We start from the raw sequence: 16490 nt of genomic DNA, 5'->3' as shown, positions 1-16490 counted from the left end.
GCGCACCCGAACCACGACAGTGGAGAGCCGCCGGCTCAAGTGATCTTTGACGTCCCCGTGAAGCTAGGAGACGTTGTCAAACCGCGCGGCACCGAGCGGCAGGCAGTCGTGGCCACGTTCGCGTATCCCGGCAGCGAGGGCGTGCAGCGCAAGGCTCCGGTGTCGACCAGTTGGTCTCACCGGTCGAGTCCATCGAGGCGGTCGAGGTGGAAGCCACCGGAGGCGGCGATCTCCTGCAGGTCAGTCAGTGCCTGTCGCCGCCGTTCACGGCTTGCTTTCACCACCTGTCGGAGAGCATCGGTCACCGTCTCCTGCTCCGTGGTCGTGCCCAACGCGGCAGCGGCTTCCGCCAACAGTTTTTCGTCAAGATGCAGTTGCGTCTCGGCCATGCGCATCTCCCAGGGAAAGGTTCTCCGCGCGGCCGGCAGGTGCACGTTGTGCCCGTGCCGGCTCTCGGGACCCAACAGTGCTCCGACGGCTTGATGCCACAGGTGCATCAAGATGCACCTGTGGCATCAAGCTCAATGAGTGCTAGGCCCCGGGGCGTCCGCCCGGATCTCCCATCCGTTCCTCCGAGTGGAGGGCGGTCCAGCGGGACCACGCGAGCTCGACCGGGCCGGGTCGGCCCTTCGGGACAACGGGGATGTGACCCGAGAGGGCTGCCGGGTACCCGGCGACCGGTGAGCTGTGGGAGCGGTAAGGCGGGACGCCCCGGGGCGTTCAGGAAGGACCCGGAGGCGTCGGGTCCCGAGGAGGGGCAGAGGAAACGATGGGACTGCCCGTCGCGAGTCGCTCGCGGCAGTAGGCGCACACCGGGGCGGGCGTCCTGGTGACCGCCCCGGGCTGGCGCAACGCGTCGCGGTACGCCCGCACGCTGGTGATGCTGCCGTGCCGTCGTGGGTCGTCGCTGACCTCCCGACCGTAGAGCGTCACCCACGAGAACCACTCCGGGGACGGCCATACCTCCTCAACCCGGAGCCGGACCGGGCGGTCAGCGTCCACGTGGTCACACTGCCGCAGCGCCACGAGATCCCCCGGGCACACCAGAGCTTCGTCGTCAGGCATCCTCCGACGCTCCGTACGACTCGGCGGACTCGTCACGGCCGTCGTGCGGGTAGCCGGCGGGCATCAGCCCGGAAAGATGCAGTACGGCGCGGATCCGCCGGGCACTACTGGGGTCCCAGCGGTCCAGGATGGCGATCGCCCGCCGAAACGGACGGCAGGGGCCGGGCACGCCGCCGCACCGGTGGCATTCTCCGGTGGTCCGGTTCGGGATGTGGGTGCGGGCGGTCGAGTTCGCGTCGTGGACCGCCCGGGACAGTTCCGGGGACCGGGCGGCCACCGAGGACTCTGCCGACCTGGGCGGAGCGGGCGGGAAGGCTTCCGTGCTCTCCGTGCTCGACGTGTCGTTCGGGTCGTGTTGGAAAGATCGATATCGCGCGAGGCGTGGTTCACCACCGATTCCGTCGTTCCTGATCATCCGTACCCCCTCGGGTGGAGTCGACCGGGTTGCACTTCCGTCGATTTCCACCCTGGACTGTTCCCGGTGGTGAGCGGAAGATGGTTACTGGGGCCGCATAGCGCAGTACGGACTTGAAGAGTCCGTGACGGAGATTGAGGAACGTGAGGGACTTGTGTTTGCCAGCGAATATCTGATATCGGAGTTGCGCCGCACGCGCGAAATGCTGGGTCTGACGCAGGAAGCGTGGGGCGCACGTGTCCGGTTCTCAGCGCAGCACGTCAGTTCGATCGAGCGCGGGATCAGGGCCGTATTGCCTGACTACGTGGCTGCTGTCGATCGAGCGTTCGGCACGAACTTCTCCCACTTCTACCGGGAGTACGTGGTGGCGGACTCGTCACCGATCTGGTTGCGACCATGGCTCGACCACGAACGCGAGGCGACGACGCTTCGCTACTTCCAGCTGGCGGTCATCCCCGGCCCACTCCAGACGGAGGCGTATGCACGCGCGATCATCGGCACCACCCGATCAGGTGCTGCAGCAGACGATGCGGTCGCGGCCCGACTGGCTCGCAGGGAGATCATCACCCGCGAAAACAACCCGCCCCGGGTCGTCGCCATCCTGGATGACGCGGTGCTTCGCCGGCCGGTCGGCGGCATGACAGTCATGCACGAGCAGTTGACCACACTGGTCGACGCGATCGAGCGGCCCAACATCAGCGTATTCATCGTCCCGGCCCATGTCGGCGCGTACGCCGGATTGGACGGACCGGTGGAACTGGCGACGACCCACGGGCGGACTGTCGGAGTGAGAGATGCGCCCGGTGCTGGCGATGTGGTGGAGGACCCCGCCGGGGTGGACCTGCTGGAACATCAGTGGGAAGCGATCCGGGAGTATGCTCTGCCGCAGGACCAGAGCCTCGACCTGATCATGAAAGCAGTGGATACATGGACGTGACCACTCCGAGCTGGCGCAAGTCGACCCGCAGCAACGGCAGCAGCAACTGCGTCGAGGTCGCCGACAACCTTCCCGGCCGCGTCCACGTCCGGGACACCAAAAACCGCGACGGTGGCACCCTGACCTTCCACCCGGCCGCCTGGTCACACTTCGTCGAACTGGCCAAGGCACCCAACTGAGCCCAGCGGAATCAGCGAGTGGAGGGCTGGGGTACGTAATTCTCGCGGAATTACGTACCCCAGCCCTCCACTCGCGGCCGTTCGACGGCTGCTGCCGCAGGGGGCACGACCTGCGGAGGTGCCACTCAAGGGCGGGCGGTCAGGCGACCCGCTCCTGAGCCAACTGCGGCACGAAGCGGGCCACAGTCTCGAAGTCAGCATCGTGGTGAAGCACCGTCAACTTCAGACGAATCGCGGTGGCGATCACAAGATGATCGGCCACCGACACCCCTTGATGGGCGCTGTGGCTGGCGAGTTCAGTCCGCACGGCCCGTACGATCTGCCAGGCGTCGTCCGGTATCGGGACCCAGGGGTAGAGGTCGCGTAGCCCGCGTTCGGCCTGTTCGTACGCCTTCGCATCCGCGATGGTAAGCACTTCCACGAGCACCGGATCGCAGACCGCGATCAGGCCACGCGCAGCCAGGTCGTTCCAGTGCGGGTCGACCTGGCGGCGCAGCATCCGAACCAGGGCACTCGTATCGACCAGATACCTCACTGGTCGAGTTCGTCAAGCTGATCGAAGTGAAAACCCCCGGAGTCAGCAATCTCCTGAAGGTCAGTTAGTGCCCGCCGCCGACGCTCGCGGCTGGACTCCACCGCCTGCCGGAGCGCCTCTGTCACCGTCTCCCGCTTCGTGCCTGTGCCCAGCGCGGCGGTGGCTTCCGCCAGCAGGTCCTCATCAAGATCCAGCAGAGTCTTGGCCATGAGATACACCTCCCGGCCGATAATATATCGCAGCTGAGCGTATATCCCAGGCGACGAGGAGGTCAGCCGACGGCGGCCATGATCTCGTCGGAGACGTCGAAGTTCGCGTAGACGTTCTGCACGTCGTCGCAGTCCTCCAGGACGTCGATCAGCTTGAAGATCCGCCGGGCACCGTCCTCGTCCAGCGGCACGTTCATGCTCGGCACCAGGGAGGACTCGGCGGACTCGTAGTCGATGCCGGCGTCGACCAACGCGGTGCGTACCGCGACCAGGTCGCCTGGCTCGCTGACCACCTCGAAGGCCTCGCCGAGGTCGTTGACCTCCTCGGCACCGGCGTCGAGGACCGCGAGCATGACGTCGTCCTCGGAGTGCTCGCCCTTGGGGACGATCACCACGCCCTTGCGGGAGAACAGGTACGACACCGAGCCGGCGTCGGCCAGCGAGCCGCCGTTACGGGTCAGCGCGGTACGCACCTCGGTCGCCGCCCGGTTGCGGTTGTCGGTCAGACACTCGACGAGCAGGGCGACACCGTTCGGCCCGTACCCCTCGTACATGATCGTCTGCCAGTCGGCGCCGCCGGCCTCCAGGCCGGAGCCGCGCTTGACCGCGCGGTCGATGTTGTCGTTGGGTACGGAGCTCTTCTTCGCCTTCTGGATGGCGTCGTACAGGGTGGGGTTGCCGGCCGGGTCACCCCCGCCGGTCCGGGCGGCGACCTCGACGTTCTTGATCAGTTTGGCGAACATCTTGCCGCGTTTGGCGTCGATGACCGCCTTCTTGTGCTTGGTCGTCGCCCACTTGGAGTGGCCGGACATGTGCACCTCCGTCGCTTCCCACCTGCGGGGTCAGCCTGCCGCGACGGCCATCTCCACGAACAGTCGGTGCACCCGACGGTCGCCGGTCAGCTCTGGGTGGAAGGCCGTGGCGAGCAGATTGCCCTGCCGAACCGCGACAATCCTACCTGTGGCCGCTCCGGCGGCTACCCGGCCCAGTACCTCGACGTCCTCGCCGACCCGTTCGACCCATGGCGCGCGGATGAAAACCGCGTGGAACGGCGGGCCGTCGACACCCTCGATGGCCACCGGAGCCTCGAAGGAATCCACCTGCCGGCCGAACGCGTTGCGCCGGACCGCCATCGAGATGCCGGCGAAGGACCGCTGGTCAGGCCGGCCGTCGAGGATCTCGTCGGCCAGCATGATCATGCCGGCGCAGGACCCGTACACCGGCATCCCGGCGGCGATCCGCTTGCGGATCGGCTCCAGCAGGTCGAACTCGACCGCCAGTTTGCTGATCGTGGTCGACTCGCCGCCGGGCACCACCAGCGCGTCGACCTGCTCCAGCTCCTCGGGACGACGGACCGGGCGGGCGGTGGCACCGCATTCGGTCAGCGCCCGCAGATGCTCGCGGACGTCGCCCTGCAGCGCCAGCACGCCGACCCGCACCCACGCGTCGGGAACCGGCTGGGCCGCGCCGGTCACCAGCCGCGCTCGGCGAGGCGGTGCGGCACCGGGATGTCGTCGACGTTGATGCCGACCATCGCCTCGCCGAGCCCACGGGAGACCTTGGCGAGCACGTCCGGGTCGTCGTGGAAGGTGGTGGCCTTGACGATCGCCGCCGCCCGCTGGGCCGGGTTGCCGGACTTGAAGATGCCGGAGCCGACGAAGACCCCCTCGGCGCCGAGCTGCATCATCATCGCCGCGTCCGCCGGGGTGGCGATGCCGCCGGCGGTGAACAGCACCACCGGCAGCTTCCCGGTCTCGGCGACCTCCCGGACCAGGTCGTACGGGGCCTGCAGCTCCTTCGCCGCGACGTACAGCTCGTCGGGCGACAGGGAGGTCAGCCGGCGGATCTCGGCGCCGATGCGCCGCATGTGGGTGGTGGCGTTGGAAACGTCGCCGGTGCCGGCCTCACCCTTGGACCGGATCATCGCGGCGCCCTCGGTGATCCGGCGCAGCGCCTCACCGAGGTTGGTGGCCCCGCAGACGAACGGCACGGTGAACGCCCACTTGTCGATATGGTTGGCGAAGTCGGCCGGGGTGAGGACCTCGGACTCGTCGACGTAGTCCACGCCGAGCGCCTGCAGCACCTGGGCCTCGACGAAGTGCCCGATCCGGGCCTTGGCCATCACCGGGATGGAGACCGCGTCGATGATGCCGTCGATCATGTCGGGGTCACTCATCCGGGACACGCCGCCCTGGGCGCGGATGTCGGCGGGCACCCGTTCGAGGGCCATCACCGCGACCGCCCCGGCATCCTCGGCGATCTTGGCCTGCTCGGGCGTGACCACGTCCATGATCACGCCGCCCTTGAGCATCTCGGCCATGCCGCGCTTGACCCGGGCGGAACCGGTGACGGAGGCGGGCGCGACGGCACCCGGGGTGGCGGCCTGAGCAGCGGGGGTCTCGGACACGACGAATCGGCTCCTCGGCGAAGTACGCGACAGGGGTACGTCTGGGATGCTACGCCCGCCGGCAGGGTCCACCGACAGCCAATCGACAACCCGGTGGCCTGCCCTGTGGCCCAGATCACCGGCAAAACAGACCCAGGTCACCGGCGGGTCGGCGCGATCACCGGCGGGTCGGATCCACCACCCGCGCCAGCGTCGGATCGTCGATGTCGAAATAGCGGGGTTCGTCGTGCCGGCGGCCGAAGCGCAGCAGCCGCACCAGCGGCCGCCGACGGGCCAGCAACGCGTCGCGGACCAGGTCGGTGTGCAGTTGACGGGCCAGCACCAGCCGGCGGCTGGCCACCACCACCGCCTCGGTCGCCGGATCCGGGCTGGTCAGCGCCGTTGCCCGCAACTGCCGGGTGAGGTCGTTCTCGGCGGCCTCACGCTCCTCCGGGGACGCGGCGTCCAACGCGATCCGGGCCGCCGCGTACAGCTCCACCGCGTACTTCTCCTCGGCGAGCACCGCGGCGGCCGCCGCCCGGCGCAGCAGGTGCGCGTCGAGCGCCCGGGCGGCCGCCGCCACCCGGACATGCAGCCGGTCCACCCGGGCCGCGGTCCAGGTGAGGTACGCCGACAGCAGGACGACCGCGACGCTCACACCGACCACCCACCGCATTCCCGGCATCGTAGTGCCGCCGGCGTAGGCCCCGTGGACCCGATCATGGTGGCTCCGCCCACTCCTGGTAGAGCACCCGCCCGTCGGTGGCCTCGATCGCGGCGGCGTACACCTCCAGCACCTGGCGGGCCACCGCGGGCCAGTCGAAGGTCGCCACCACCTGCCGGGCGTGGCCGGCGAGCGCTTCCCGGCGCGGCGCGTCGTCCAGCAGCCGGGCGACCGCCCGGCGCAGCGCCACCGGGTCACCGGTGGGGAACAGTTCCCCGGCCCGGCCGTCGTCGAGCACCCGGCGGAACGCGTCCAGGTCGCTGGCCACGACCGCCGCGCCGGCCGCCATCGCCTCGGTGAGGATCATGCCGAACGACTCACCGCCGATGTTCGGCGCGACGTAGAGGTGCACGCTGCGCAGCATCCGGGCCTTGTCCGGCTCCGACACCAGCCCGAGGAAGGTCACCCGGTCGCGCAGCCCGGCCGGGACGGCGGCGTACAGGTCGTCGGGCCGGCCCGGACCGGCCACCAGCAGCCGCAGCCCCGGGCGGTCCGGGGCCAGCGCGACGAACGCCTCACGGAGCAGACCGAAGCCCTTGCGCGGCTCGGTGAACCGGCCGAGGAAGCCGAGCGTGCCGCCGGTGCCCGGACCACAGTCACCAGGCCAGCCAGGCAGCGGCTCGGCGTTGGCGTACTTCGCCACCGCCACCCCGTTGGGGATCTCCACCGCGCCGCCGTCGAGGTGTTCGACCTGCACCCTGCGGGCCAGCGCCGACACCGCGATCCGGGCGGTGATCTTCTCCAGCACCAGCTGCAGCATGCCCTGCGCGGCGGCCAGCGCCCGGGATCTGGTCATCGCGGTGTGGAAGGTGGCCACCACCGGACCCCGGGCGCAGAGCACCGCGAGCAGGCTGACGCTGAGCGCGAACGGCTCGTGCACGTGCAGTACGTCGAACTGGCCACGGTTGAGCCAGCGCCGGACCCGGGCGGTGACCACCGGGCCGAAACTCACCCGGGCCACCGAGCCGTTGTACGGCACCGGCACCGAGCGGCCGGCGGCCACCACGTACGGCGGCAGCGCGGCGTCCTCGTCGGCCGGTGCCAGCACACTCACCTCGTGGCCGAGATCGATCAGCGCCTCAGCGAGGTCGACGACGTGGTTCTGCACCCCTCCGGGGACGTCGAAGGAGTACGGGCACACGATGCCGATCCGCACGGTGGCCCCCGCTCATCCCGGCCCGGTGGCCGCGCTGCCCGACCGGTCCCGGTCGGGGTCGGGCCGCTCGTCCAGCCACAGCCGCTGCATCATGTGCCAGTCCTGTGGGTGGCGGGCGATACCGACCGCCAGCCGGTCGGCGATCTGCTGGGTCAGCAGGCGGACCCGCACGTCCAGCGGGCCGACCGACGGGTCGGGCAGCGGCACCGGCCCGTCCAACGCGCCGTGTGCGCGGTCCGGCTCGAACCACATGGTGGTGACGTAGAGCGGGGCACCGGTACGCAGCGCGAGCAGCGCCGGGCCGGCCGGCATCCGGGTCCGGCCGCCGAAGAAGCTGACCTCGACGCCCCGGGCGGACAGGTCACGGTCGGCCAGCAGCGGCACGACGTGGCCGGCGTCGAGCCGGTCGAGCAGGACGTCGAACGGCGGCCGGGGACCGCCGGTGGCCGGGATGATCTCCATGCCGAGTCGTTGCCGGACGGCGACGAACCGGTTGTAGACGCCTTCCGGTCGCAGCCGTTCGGCGACCGTGGTCAGCGGCCAGTCGTTGGCCGCCACCCAGGCACCCGCCGCGTCCCAGTTGCCGGCGTGCGGCAGTGCCACCACCGAGCCCCGGCCGGCGGCCACGTTGGCGGCGAGCATCTCCCCACCGGCCAGGTGGAAACCGGCGAGCCGCTGCTGCCGGCTGAGTGACGGCAGCCGGAACATCTCCATCCAGTACCGGGCGTACGAACGAACCGCGTCCCGGGTGAGCTGGTCGAACTCGGCCGCTGGCAGATCCGGGCCGACCACCCGGCGCAGGTTGGCGGCGAGCCGGCGCACCGACGCCGCGCCGCGCCGGTGCGCCCGGTCTGCGCCGACGCGGAACAGGGCGGCGGCGGCCGGCCGCGGCAGCGTCCGGATCAGCCGCCAGGCCGCCGCGTAGCCGAGCTCGACCGGGGTCACGCGTCCACGCCCTGCGCCGCCTGCCGGGAGCCCGCCGCGGCGGCGGTCTGCTGGTGGACGTGGGCGATCCGCTGCCAGATCGTCACCAGCGACAGCGCGGCGAGCAGCCAGAGCGCGGCCGGCAGCCCCCAACCGACACCGAGGCCGCTGAGCAGGCCGCCGACGCCGACCAGGATCAGCCGCTCGGCCCGTTCGGCGACGCCGACGTTGCAGGTCATCCCGAGCCCTTCGGCGCGTGCCTTCACGTAGGACACGATGCCGCCGGCGACCAGGCAGATCAGCGCCGCGACGGCACCCGCCCGGTTGCCGCTGACCGCGAGCCAGTACGCCACCGAGCCGAAGATCGCCCCGTCGGCGATCCGGTCCATGCTCGAGTCGAGGAACGCGCCGAAGGTGCTCGATCCGCCGCGTAGCCGGGCCATCGTGCCGTCCAGCACGTCGGTCAGGGCGGACAGCGTGACGATCACCAGACCGGTGATCAGGTGGCCGCGGGCACCGAAGCCGACCGCCCCGACGAGCACACCGACGGTGCCGGCGACCGTGACCGCGTTCGGCGATATCCCTGCGCCGAGCAGTCCGCGGGCTACCGGCTCGATCACCCGGGTCATGCCCGCGCGGACGGACACTCTGAAGATCTTCGCCATGGCGGTCCCACGATAACGGTCGACGGAAAGGGTCGGCACGGTGGCCACGAACGTGAACCGGTGGCGGTCACCTCGCGCGCCGGACTTGTGTACGGCGCGTCGCGGGTGTGGGATCGACACGTGAACGTGAGCGAGCTCACCCGGGCACGGTTCACGTTACCGAGCAGGTCCCGCCCGCCTGAAGATGTCGCCGCGGAATCACCCCGCGGTCATCCTCTGCGGTCCCGGCCGAAGCCCAGCCGGCTTCGGAAAGCCCAGCCGGGCCCGCAGCGCGGTCGCCCCACCCAGTCAGGCAGCCAGGAGGTGCGCAGTCATGGCGCAGAAGAACCACGACAGGGGGCCGGTCGGGTCCGTTGCGGTGGTCACCGATCCCGAACGGATCCGCAACGTGGTGCTGGTCGGGCACTCCGGTGCCGGCAAGACCACGTTGATCGAGTCGCTGCTGGCCGCCACCGGGACGATCAGCCGGGCGGGGCAGGTCCCGGACGGCACGACGGTCTGCGACCACGACCCGGCCGCCGTACGCCAGCAACGCTCCGTCGCGTTGAGCTGCGCGCCGCTGTTCCACCGCGACGTCAAGGTCAACCTGTTGGACACCCCGGGGTACGCGGACTTCGTCGGCGAGCTGCGGGCCGGGCTACGCGCCGCCGATGCCGCGCTGTTCGTGGTCTGCGCGGCGGACGGGATGGACGCGGCCACCGCCGCGCTGTGGGAGGAGTGCGCGGCGGTCGGCATGCCCCGGGCGGTGGCGCTCACCCGGCTCGACCATCCGCGCGCCGACGTCGACGAGACCGTCGCGTTGTGTCAGCGGGTCTTCGGCGACAACGTGCTGCCGCTGCACCTGCCGATGCTCGCCGACGACGGGGTGGGCATCGCCGGGCTGCTGGACCTGCTCGCCCGGCAGGTGCTGGACTACTCGACCGGCCATCCCCCGCAGGTGCGGGAGCCGGACCCGGAGCACCTGCCGGCGATCGCCGAGGCACGCGACGAACTGATCGAGGGGATCATCGCCGAGAGCGAGGACGAGACCCTGCTCGACCGGTACCTCGCCGGCGAGCAGCTCGACCCGAAGATGCTGGTCGACGACCTGGAGACGGCGGTGGCCCGGGGTCACTTCCATCCGGTGCTGCCGGTCTGCGCCCACACCGGGGTCGGGCTCGACGCGCTGCTGTGGCTGTTGACCGCCGCGTTCCCGGCACCGCCCGAGCACACCCTGCCTGCGGTGACCGGGCTGGACGGCACGCCCCGGCCGCCGCTGGGCTGTGACCCGGCCGGTCCGCTGGTCGCCGAGGTGGTCCGGACCACCGTCGACCGGCACGTCGGCCGGGTGTCGCTGGTCCGGGTCTTCTCCGGCACGCTGCGCACCGACCGTACCGTGCACGTGGCCGGGCACGGCCTCAGCCAGCGGGGCCACCCGGACCACGACGCCGACGAACGGGTGGCGCACATCTACAGCCCACTGGGTGCCCAGCTGCGGGAGGTCGAGGTCTGCGTCGCCGGGGACATCTGCGCGTTGACCAAGTCGGGCAGCGCGGAGACCGGTGACACCATCTCGGCGGCCACGGATCCGCTGCTGGTCGAGCCGTGGGAGATGCCCGAACCACTGCTGCCGGTGGCGGTCGTCGCCCGTACCCGGTCGGATGAGGACGCGATGGCCCGCAACCTGGGCCGGCTGGTCGCCGGTGATCCGACGCTGCGGCTGGAACGCAACGCCGAGACCCGCCAACTGGTGCTCTGGTGCATGGGCGAGGCGCACGCCGACGTGCTGCTGGACCGGCTGCGCTCCGGCGGCGTCGAGGTGGACGTCGAGCCGGTCCGGGTGCCGCTGCGGGAGACGTTCACCGCGCCGACCCGGGGGCACGGACGGCATGTGAAGCAGTCCGGCGGGCACGGACAGTACGCGGTGTGCGACATCGAGGTGGAGCCGCTTCCGGAGGGCAGCGGCTTCGAGTTCGTCGACCGGGTGGTCGGCGGGGCGGTGCCGCACAACTACATCCCGTCGGTGGAGAAAGGCGTACGGGCCCAGATGGACCGGGGCGTGGTGAGCGGACATCCGGTGGTCGACCTGCGGGTGTCCCTGGTGGACGGCAAGGCACATCCGGTCGACTCGTCGGACGCGGCGTTCCAGACCGCCGGGGCGCTGGCCCTGCGGGACGCGGCCACCACCGGCCGGCCGACGCTGCTGGAACCGGTCGATGCGATCATGGTGCGGGTGCCGAACGGTGCGGTCGGGTCGGTGCTCGGCGACCTGGCCGGCCGACGCGCCCGAGTGCTCGGCACCACCAGCGACGACGACTCCGGCGACCGGACGGTGATCCGCGCCGAGGTGCCGGCGACCGAGCTGCTGCGGTACGCGGTGGAGCTGCGCTCGATCACCGGAGGTGCCGGCACGTTCCGCCGGGCGTTCGCCCGCTACGAGCCGGCACCGACCAGCCGGTGACGGCCGGGCCGGGCGTGGCCGGTCAGTTGGCCGGCCAGGCCCCGCTGAACAGGTCGCGGGTGTCGGCGAGCAGTTGCGGCAGCACCTTGGTACGGCCGATCACCGGCATGAAGTTGGCGTCCCCGCCCCACCGGGGCACCACGTGCTGGTGCAGGTGGGCGGCGATGCCGGCACCGGCGACCCCACCCTGGTTCATCCCGATGTTGAAGCCGTGCGCGCTGCTCACGGCGCGGATCACCCGCATCGCGGTCTGGGTGAACTCGGCCAGCTCGGCGGTCTCGGCCCGGTCCAGCTCCGGGTAGTCGGCGACGTGCCGGTAGGGGCAGACCAGCAGGTGACCCGGGTTGTACGGGTAGAGGTTGAGCACGGCGAACACCCGCTCGCCCCGGGCCACCACCAGACTCTGCTCGGCCGGCCGGCCGGGGGCCAGGCAGAACGGGCAGCCGGTCGGCGAGTCGTAGCCGCCGTCGGGCCGGTCCGCGCCGGAGATGTACGCCATCCGGTGCGGTGTCCAGAGTCGTTCCAGGCCATCCGGGCCCGGTTGTCCGGTCGTGCCAGTCACCCCATGATCGTACGCTCGGCCGACCGGACTCACCCGACGGCGACCCGGCTCACTGTCCGTCGGACCCCGGCTGACTGTCGGACCCCGGCTGACTGTCGGGTACGGTCGCGGTCGGGTTGACGTTGGTCCGGGACCGCACCACGTCGACGACGTGGGCCACCGCCTCAGCCAACGGCACTCCGTTACGCTGTGAACCGTCACGGTAGCGGAAGGAGACGGTCCCGGCCGACACGTCGGCGTCGCCGGCGATCGCCATGAACGGCACCTTCTGCTGCTGGGCGGTGCGGATCTTCTTCTGCATCCGGTCGTCGGAGAAGTCCACCTCGGCCCGGATGCCCTCGGCCCGCAGCATGGCGACGAACTCGGCCAGGTAGTCGCCGTGGTCGGTGCGGATCGGGATGCCGATCACCTGCACCGGGGCCAGCCAGGCCGGGAACGCGCCGGCGTAGTGCTCGGTGAGGATGCCGAAGAACCGCTCGATCGAGCCGAACAACGCCCGGTGGATCATCATCGGCTGCTGCCGGGTGCCGTCGGCGGCCTGGTACTCCAGGCCGAACCGCTTCGGCTGGTTGAAGTCCAGCTGGATGGTGGACATCTGCCAGGTCCGGCCGATCGCGTCGCGGGCCTGCACCGAGATCTTCGGGCCGTAGAAGGCGGCGCCGCCCGGGTCGGGCACCAGCTCCAGACCCGAGTCGATGGCCGCCTGCCGCAGGGTCTCGGTGGCGTCGGCCCACTCGGCCGGGTCGCCGATGAACTTGTCCGAGTCGTCGCGGGTGGACAGCTCCAGGTAGAAGTCGTCGAGTCCGTAGTCCCGCAGCAGGTCGAGCACGAAGGCGAGCAGCGAGCGCAGCTCACCGGGCATCTGCTCCCGGGTGCAGTAGATGTGCGAGTCGTCCATGGTCAGCCCGCGCACCCGGGTCAGCCCGTGCACCACGCCGGACTTCTCGTAGCGGTAGACGGTGCCGAACTCGAACAGCCGTAGCGGCAGCTCCCGGTACGACCGCCCCCGCGACCGGAAGATCAGGTTGTGCATCGGGCAGTTCATCGCCTTGAGGTAGTACTGCGCGCCTTCCATCTCCGCCGGCGGGAACATGGTGTCGGAGTAGTACGGCAGGTGCCCCGAGGTCTCGAACAGCTGGGACTTGCTGATGTGCGGGGAGTAGACGAACTCGTACCCGGCCTGCTCGTGCCGGCGGCGCGAGTAGTCCTCCAGCTCCCGACGGATGATGCCGCCCTTGGGGTGGAACACCGCCAGCCCGGAGCCGATCTCGTCCGGGAAGCTGAACAGGTCAAGGTCCGCGCCGAGCTTGCGGTGGTCGCGGCGGGCGGCCTCGTCGAGCAGTTTCAGGTACGCCTTGAGCGCGTCGCGGGTCGGCCAGGCAGTGCCGTAGATCCGCTGCAGCTGCGGGTTGCGCTCGGATCCCCGCCAGTACGCCGCCGCGCTGCGCATCAGCTTGACCGCCCCGATCAGCCGGGTGGACGGCAGGTGCGGGCCCCGGCACAGGTCCGACCAGCAGGTCTTACCCGAGCTCGGGTCAAGGTTGTCGTAGATGGTCAGCTCGCCGCCGCCGACCTCCATCACCTCGCTGGCGTCGAAGTCGGCGGTGCCCTTGACGTCGACCAGCTCCAGTTTGTACGGCTCGTCGGCGAGCTCCGCCCGGGCGGCGTCGAGGTCGGCGAACCGCCGCCGCCGGAACCGCTGCCCGGACTTGATGATCTCCTGCATCCGCTTTTCCAGCTTGTCGAGGTCCTCGGGCTGGAACGGCCGGGCGACGTCGAAGTCGTAGTAGAAGCCGTTGGTGATCGGCGGGCCGATACCCAGTTTGGCCTCCGGGAACAGGTCCTGCACCGCCTGCGCGAGCACGTGCGCGGTGGAGTGGCGCAGCACGGCGAGCCCGTCCGGGGAGTCCAGGGCGACCGGCTCGACGCCGGTGTCGGCCTCCGGTGACCAGTCCAGGTCGCGCAGGGTGCCGTCGGGGTCGCGGACCACGACGATCGCCTTCGGGCCGTTCACCGGCAGACCGGCGGCGGCGATCGCGTCCGCGGCCGTGGTCCCGGCCGGGACCACGACGGGTTCGGCCTGGGGACTGGCTGCGCTTGCGGACACGACGGGCTCCTCACGGTCGATGAATCGGTGCGTATCGGTGTGTACGGATGGATCGGTGGATCGGTGGTCCGGCACGGGCCGGCGACGGTGCTCCGGTGGCCGGGGCGGGCCCGGCCGGCCATGATGCTATCGCCCCCCGTCGGCGTGACCGGGCGTCGGTCCTGTTGCAACGCCTGACGTCGACCCGGTTCCGGCGTTAGATTGACGCCGTGGCTGCCACCGACATGGTCGGCGCTCTGCGGCGCCGATACGACTCATTCTTCGCCAGCCGGCGGCCGGTGCCGTTCGCCGTGCTGGACGTCGCCGGGATAGAGCACCGCTTCGGCCCGGGCGATCCGCAGTTCACCATCGCCGTACGCCACCCCCGTGGCGCCCGGGCGCTGGCCGCGTTGGACCAGTTCGCGGTCGCCGTGGCGTACCTGCAGGGCTGGCTGGACGTCGAGGGTGACCTGTCCGCCGCGCTGCGGATGCGGGCGTTCTTCACCGATCTGCATCCGGTGGCCCGGTTCTCCGGCGTGTTCACCGGGCTGCTGCACGGCCGGCGGGAGGACGACCGGCGGGCGATCTCCCACCACTACGACTCGGAGTCGGAGTTCTTCCTGACCTTCCTCGACACCCGGCACCGCTGTTACACGGAGGGGGTGTTCGCCGCCGACGACGAGCCGCTCGAGGACGCGATGACCCGCAAGATGGACCTGGCACTGGAGGCGATCGGGGTCAAGCCGGGTGACCGGGTGCTGGAGGTCGGCGGTGGCTGGGGTGCGTTCGCCGAACACGCGGCCCGGCACGGCATCGAGGTGACCACCACCACCCTGTCCAAGGAGTCGGAACGCTACCTCGTCGACCTGTTCGAGCGGGAACAACTCGACGTACGGGTGGTGCGTCAGCACATCTTCGGCTTCACCGACGAGCGTCGCTACGACGCGATCGTCAACATGGGGGTGACCGAGCACCTGCCGGACTACCGCCGCAGCCTGCGCAAGTACGCGGAGCTGCTCAGGCCCGGCGGGCGGGTCTATCTCGACGCGCTGGCGATGCGGCGCAAGCACGTCGCGTCGGCGTTCATGAAGCGCTACATCTATCCGGGCCGGTCCGCGCCGCTGCTGCTGCACCAGTACCTGCGGCACGTCGCCCGCTCCCCGTTCGAGTTGTGCAGCATCGCCGACGACCGGCACAACTACTACCTGACCTGCCGGGAATGGGCCCGGCGGCTGGACGCTGCCCGGGACGAGGTGGTGCAGCGCTGGGGGGAGCCGATGTACCGGCGGTTCCGGATCTTCCTGTGGGGGTCGGCGGCCGGCTTCGACACCGGGCTGGTGCAGGCGTACCGCTGGGTGTTGCGGCTGCCCTGAGTCATCGTCGGTAGCGGCGGCTCAGCGATCGGCGTCGACCGGACCGCGGCGTACGTCGGACTGCGCCGCCGTGCGCGGTGACCGCGGTCACCGCCGACTTGCCATGGGCAGTACGGTCGTGAGGTGGCTACGGTGCTCCTGGTCGAAGACGACCACGTTGTGCGCGGCGCCATGTTGCGCTCGCTGGCCGACCGCGGGCACGCGGTCCATGCGGTCGGCACCGCCCTGGACGCGTTACGCCGGGTCGCCGCGGAAACCCCCGACCTGGTGGTTCTCGACCTGGGTCTGCCGGACCTGGACGGCTCGGACGCGTTGCGGATGCTGCGCGGCATCACCGACGTGCCGATCATCATCGCCACCGCCCGCGACGACGAGCAGGCGATCGTCCGGCTGCTGCGGGCCGGGGCCGACGACTACATGGTCAAGCCGTTCACCGGTGCGCATCTGGACGCCCGGATCACCACGGTGCTGCGCCGGGCCGGCCGGGCGAGCCGGTCGGTGCCGCCCGCCGTGCACCAGGTGGGTGGGCTACGGGTCGACGTCGGCGAACGCAGCGCCACGCTGGACGGCGAGGCCCTGGCGCTGACCCGCAAGGAGTTCGACCTGCTGGCCTATCTGGCCGCCCGCCCAGGTCGGGTAGTGTCCCGCCGGGAGCTGTTGGAGGAGGTATGGCGGCAGCCGTCGGTCGGCGAGGACCAGACCATCGACGTGCATCTTTACTGGCTTCGCCGCAAAATGGGCGAATCCGCAGCGAAGCCGCGCTACCTGCGCACCGTGCGGGGGGTCGGCTTCCGGCTGGTGGTACCGGACTGAGGTTGGCGCTGGCCTACCTCG

At 70.7% G+C, this 16490-nt stretch carries 18 protein-coding genes; 5 read left to right on the top strand and 13 right to left on the bottom strand.

Going from position 1 to position 16490, the window contains the following annotated elements:
* Positions 1-176 precede the first annotated feature (176 nt).
* Positions 177-389 carry a type II toxin-antitoxin system VapB family antitoxin gene (locus tag ACN27J_RS02095; RefSeq protein ID WP_421362919.1) on the bottom strand — a complete coding sequence of 71 codons (213 nt, stop codon included), beginning with the start codon at positions 387-389 and terminating at the stop codon, positions 177-179.
* A gap of 668 nt (positions 390-1057) precedes the next feature.
* Positions 1058-1342: a hypothetical protein gene (locus ACN27J_RS02090; protein ID WP_421362916.1), complete on the bottom strand. Its 285-nt coding sequence runs from the start codon at positions 1340-1342 to the stop codon at positions 1058-1060.
* 262 nt (positions 1343-1604) lie between these two features.
* On the opposite strand from ACN27J_RS02090, the gene ACN27J_RS02085 reads away from it, so the two are divergent.
* Both ACN27J_RS02085 and ACN27J_RS02080 read left to right on the top strand, forming a co-directional pair.
* Positions 1605-2417 (top strand): helix-turn-helix domain-containing protein, encoded by an 813-nt coding sequence (locus ACN27J_RS02085; RefSeq protein WP_421362913.1) that lies wholly within the window; start codon positions 1605-1607, stop codon positions 2415-2417.
* A complete protein-coding gene (locus tag ACN27J_RS02080) occupies positions 2408-2596 on the top strand; it encodes a DUF397 domain-containing protein (RefSeq protein ID WP_421362910.1) in 189 nt (62 codons plus the stop codon). Before ACN27J_RS02085 ends, ACN27J_RS02080 begins: the two co-directional genes overlap by 10 nt.
* Before the next feature lie 139 nt (positions 2597-2735).
* Here the strand turns inward: ACN27J_RS02080 and ACN27J_RS02075 are convergent, their stop codons facing one another.
* From ACN27J_RS02075 to pgsA, 9 genes are all read right to left on the bottom strand, one after another.
* Positions 2736-3131, bottom strand: a complete 396-nt coding sequence (locus tag ACN27J_RS02075) for a PIN domain-containing protein (protein ID WP_421362907.1) — start codon at positions 3129-3131, stop codon at positions 2736-2738.
* Positions 3128-3340 (bottom strand): type II toxin-antitoxin system VapB family antitoxin, encoded by a 213-nt coding sequence (locus ACN27J_RS02070; RefSeq protein WP_278168596.1) that lies wholly within the window; start codon positions 3338-3340, stop codon positions 3128-3130. Before ACN27J_RS02070 ends, ACN27J_RS02075 begins: the two co-directional genes overlap by 4 nt.
* A 62-nt stretch (positions 3341-3402) precedes the next feature.
* Positions 3403-4152, bottom strand: coding sequence for a YebC/PmpR family DNA-binding transcriptional regulator (locus ACN27J_RS02065; RefSeq protein ID WP_123601103.1), 750 nt, complete (start codon positions 4150-4152; stop codon positions 3403-3405).
* A 30-nt stretch (positions 4153-4182) separates the two neighbouring features.
* Positions 4183-4779, bottom strand: coding sequence for a pyridoxal 5'-phosphate synthase glutaminase subunit PdxT (gene pdxT / locus ACN27J_RS02060; protein WP_421372075.1), 597 nt, complete (start codon positions 4777-4779; stop codon positions 4183-4185).
* A 32-nt stretch (positions 4780-4811) separates the two neighbouring features.
* The gene (gene pdxS, locus ACN27J_RS02055) at positions 4812-5747 is read right to left on the bottom strand and encodes a pyridoxal 5'-phosphate synthase lyase subunit PdxS (protein WP_421362904.1); all 936 of its coding nucleotides are present in this window, start codon (positions 5745-5747) and stop codon (positions 4812-4814) included.
* A gap of 157 nt (positions 5748-5904) precedes the next feature.
* Complete coding sequence (locus ACN27J_RS02050; RefSeq protein WP_421362901.1) at positions 5905-6411, bottom strand: hypothetical protein; 507 nt, start codon at positions 6409-6411, stop codon at positions 5905-5907.
* Between the two features lie 34 nt (positions 6412-6445).
* The gene (locus ACN27J_RS02045) at positions 6446-7606 is read right to left on the bottom strand and encodes a glycosyltransferase family 4 protein (protein ID WP_281554476.1); all 1161 of its coding nucleotides are present in this window, start codon (positions 7604-7606) and stop codon (positions 6446-6448) included.
* A 12-nt stretch (positions 7607-7618) separates the two neighbouring features.
* Positions 7619-8551 carry a phosphatidylinositol mannoside acyltransferase gene (locus ACN27J_RS02040; RefSeq protein WP_421362897.1) on the bottom strand — a complete coding sequence of 311 codons (933 nt, stop codon included), beginning with the start codon at positions 8549-8551 and terminating at the stop codon, positions 7619-7621.
* Positions 8548-9195, bottom strand: a complete 648-nt coding sequence (gene pgsA / locus ACN27J_RS02035; protein WP_421362894.1) for a phosphatidylinositol phosphate synthase — start codon at positions 9193-9195, stop codon at positions 8548-8550. The genes ACN27J_RS02040 and pgsA overlap by 4 nt, the downstream gene beginning before the upstream one ends.
* 313 nt (positions 9196-9508) lie before the next feature.
* Here pgsA and ACN27J_RS02030 point away from each other — a divergent pair, with 313 nt between their 5' ends.
* The gene (locus ACN27J_RS02030) at positions 9509-11635 is read left to right on the top strand and encodes an elongation factor G-like protein EF-G2 (protein WP_421362892.1); all 2127 of its coding nucleotides are present in this window, start codon (positions 9509-9511) and stop codon (positions 11633-11635) included.
* A 22-nt stretch (positions 11636-11657) separates the two neighbouring features.
* Here ACN27J_RS02030 and ACN27J_RS02025 read toward each other — a convergent pair whose 3' ends face one another.
* Both ACN27J_RS02025 and thrS read right to left on the bottom strand, forming a co-directional pair.
* Positions 11658-12134: an HIT family protein gene (locus ACN27J_RS02025; protein ID WP_421372074.1), complete on the bottom strand. Its 477-nt coding sequence runs from the start codon at positions 12132-12134 to the stop codon at positions 11658-11660.
* A gap of 112 nt (positions 12135-12246) precedes the next feature.
* Positions 12247-14304: a threonine--tRNA ligase gene (gene thrS / locus ACN27J_RS02020; RefSeq protein WP_421362889.1), complete on the bottom strand. Its 2058-nt coding sequence runs from the start codon at positions 14302-14304 to the stop codon at positions 12247-12249.
* Positions 14305-14513: 209 nt separating this feature from the next.
* Between thrS and ACN27J_RS02015 the strand changes: the two genes are divergently transcribed.
* Positions 14514-15656, top strand: coding sequence for a class I SAM-dependent methyltransferase (locus tag ACN27J_RS02015; protein ID WP_421362886.1), 1143 nt, complete (start codon positions 14514-14516; stop codon positions 15654-15656).
* Between the two features lie 123 nt (positions 15657-15779).
* A complete protein-coding gene (locus tag ACN27J_RS02010) occupies positions 15780-16469 on the top strand; it encodes a response regulator transcription factor (protein ID WP_123601096.1) in 690 nt (229 codons plus the stop codon).
* The last annotated feature ends 21 nt before the right edge of the window (positions 16470-16490 follow it).

This window comes from Solwaraspora sp. WMMB762 (assembly GCF_049179115.1).
Classification (GTDB): domain Bacteria; phylum Actinomycetota; class Actinomycetes; order Mycobacteriales; family Micromonosporaceae; genus Micromonospora_E.
The sequence above is the reverse complement of the archived record's forward strand: the minus strand, read 5'-3'. Positions and strand labels throughout refer to the sequence as shown.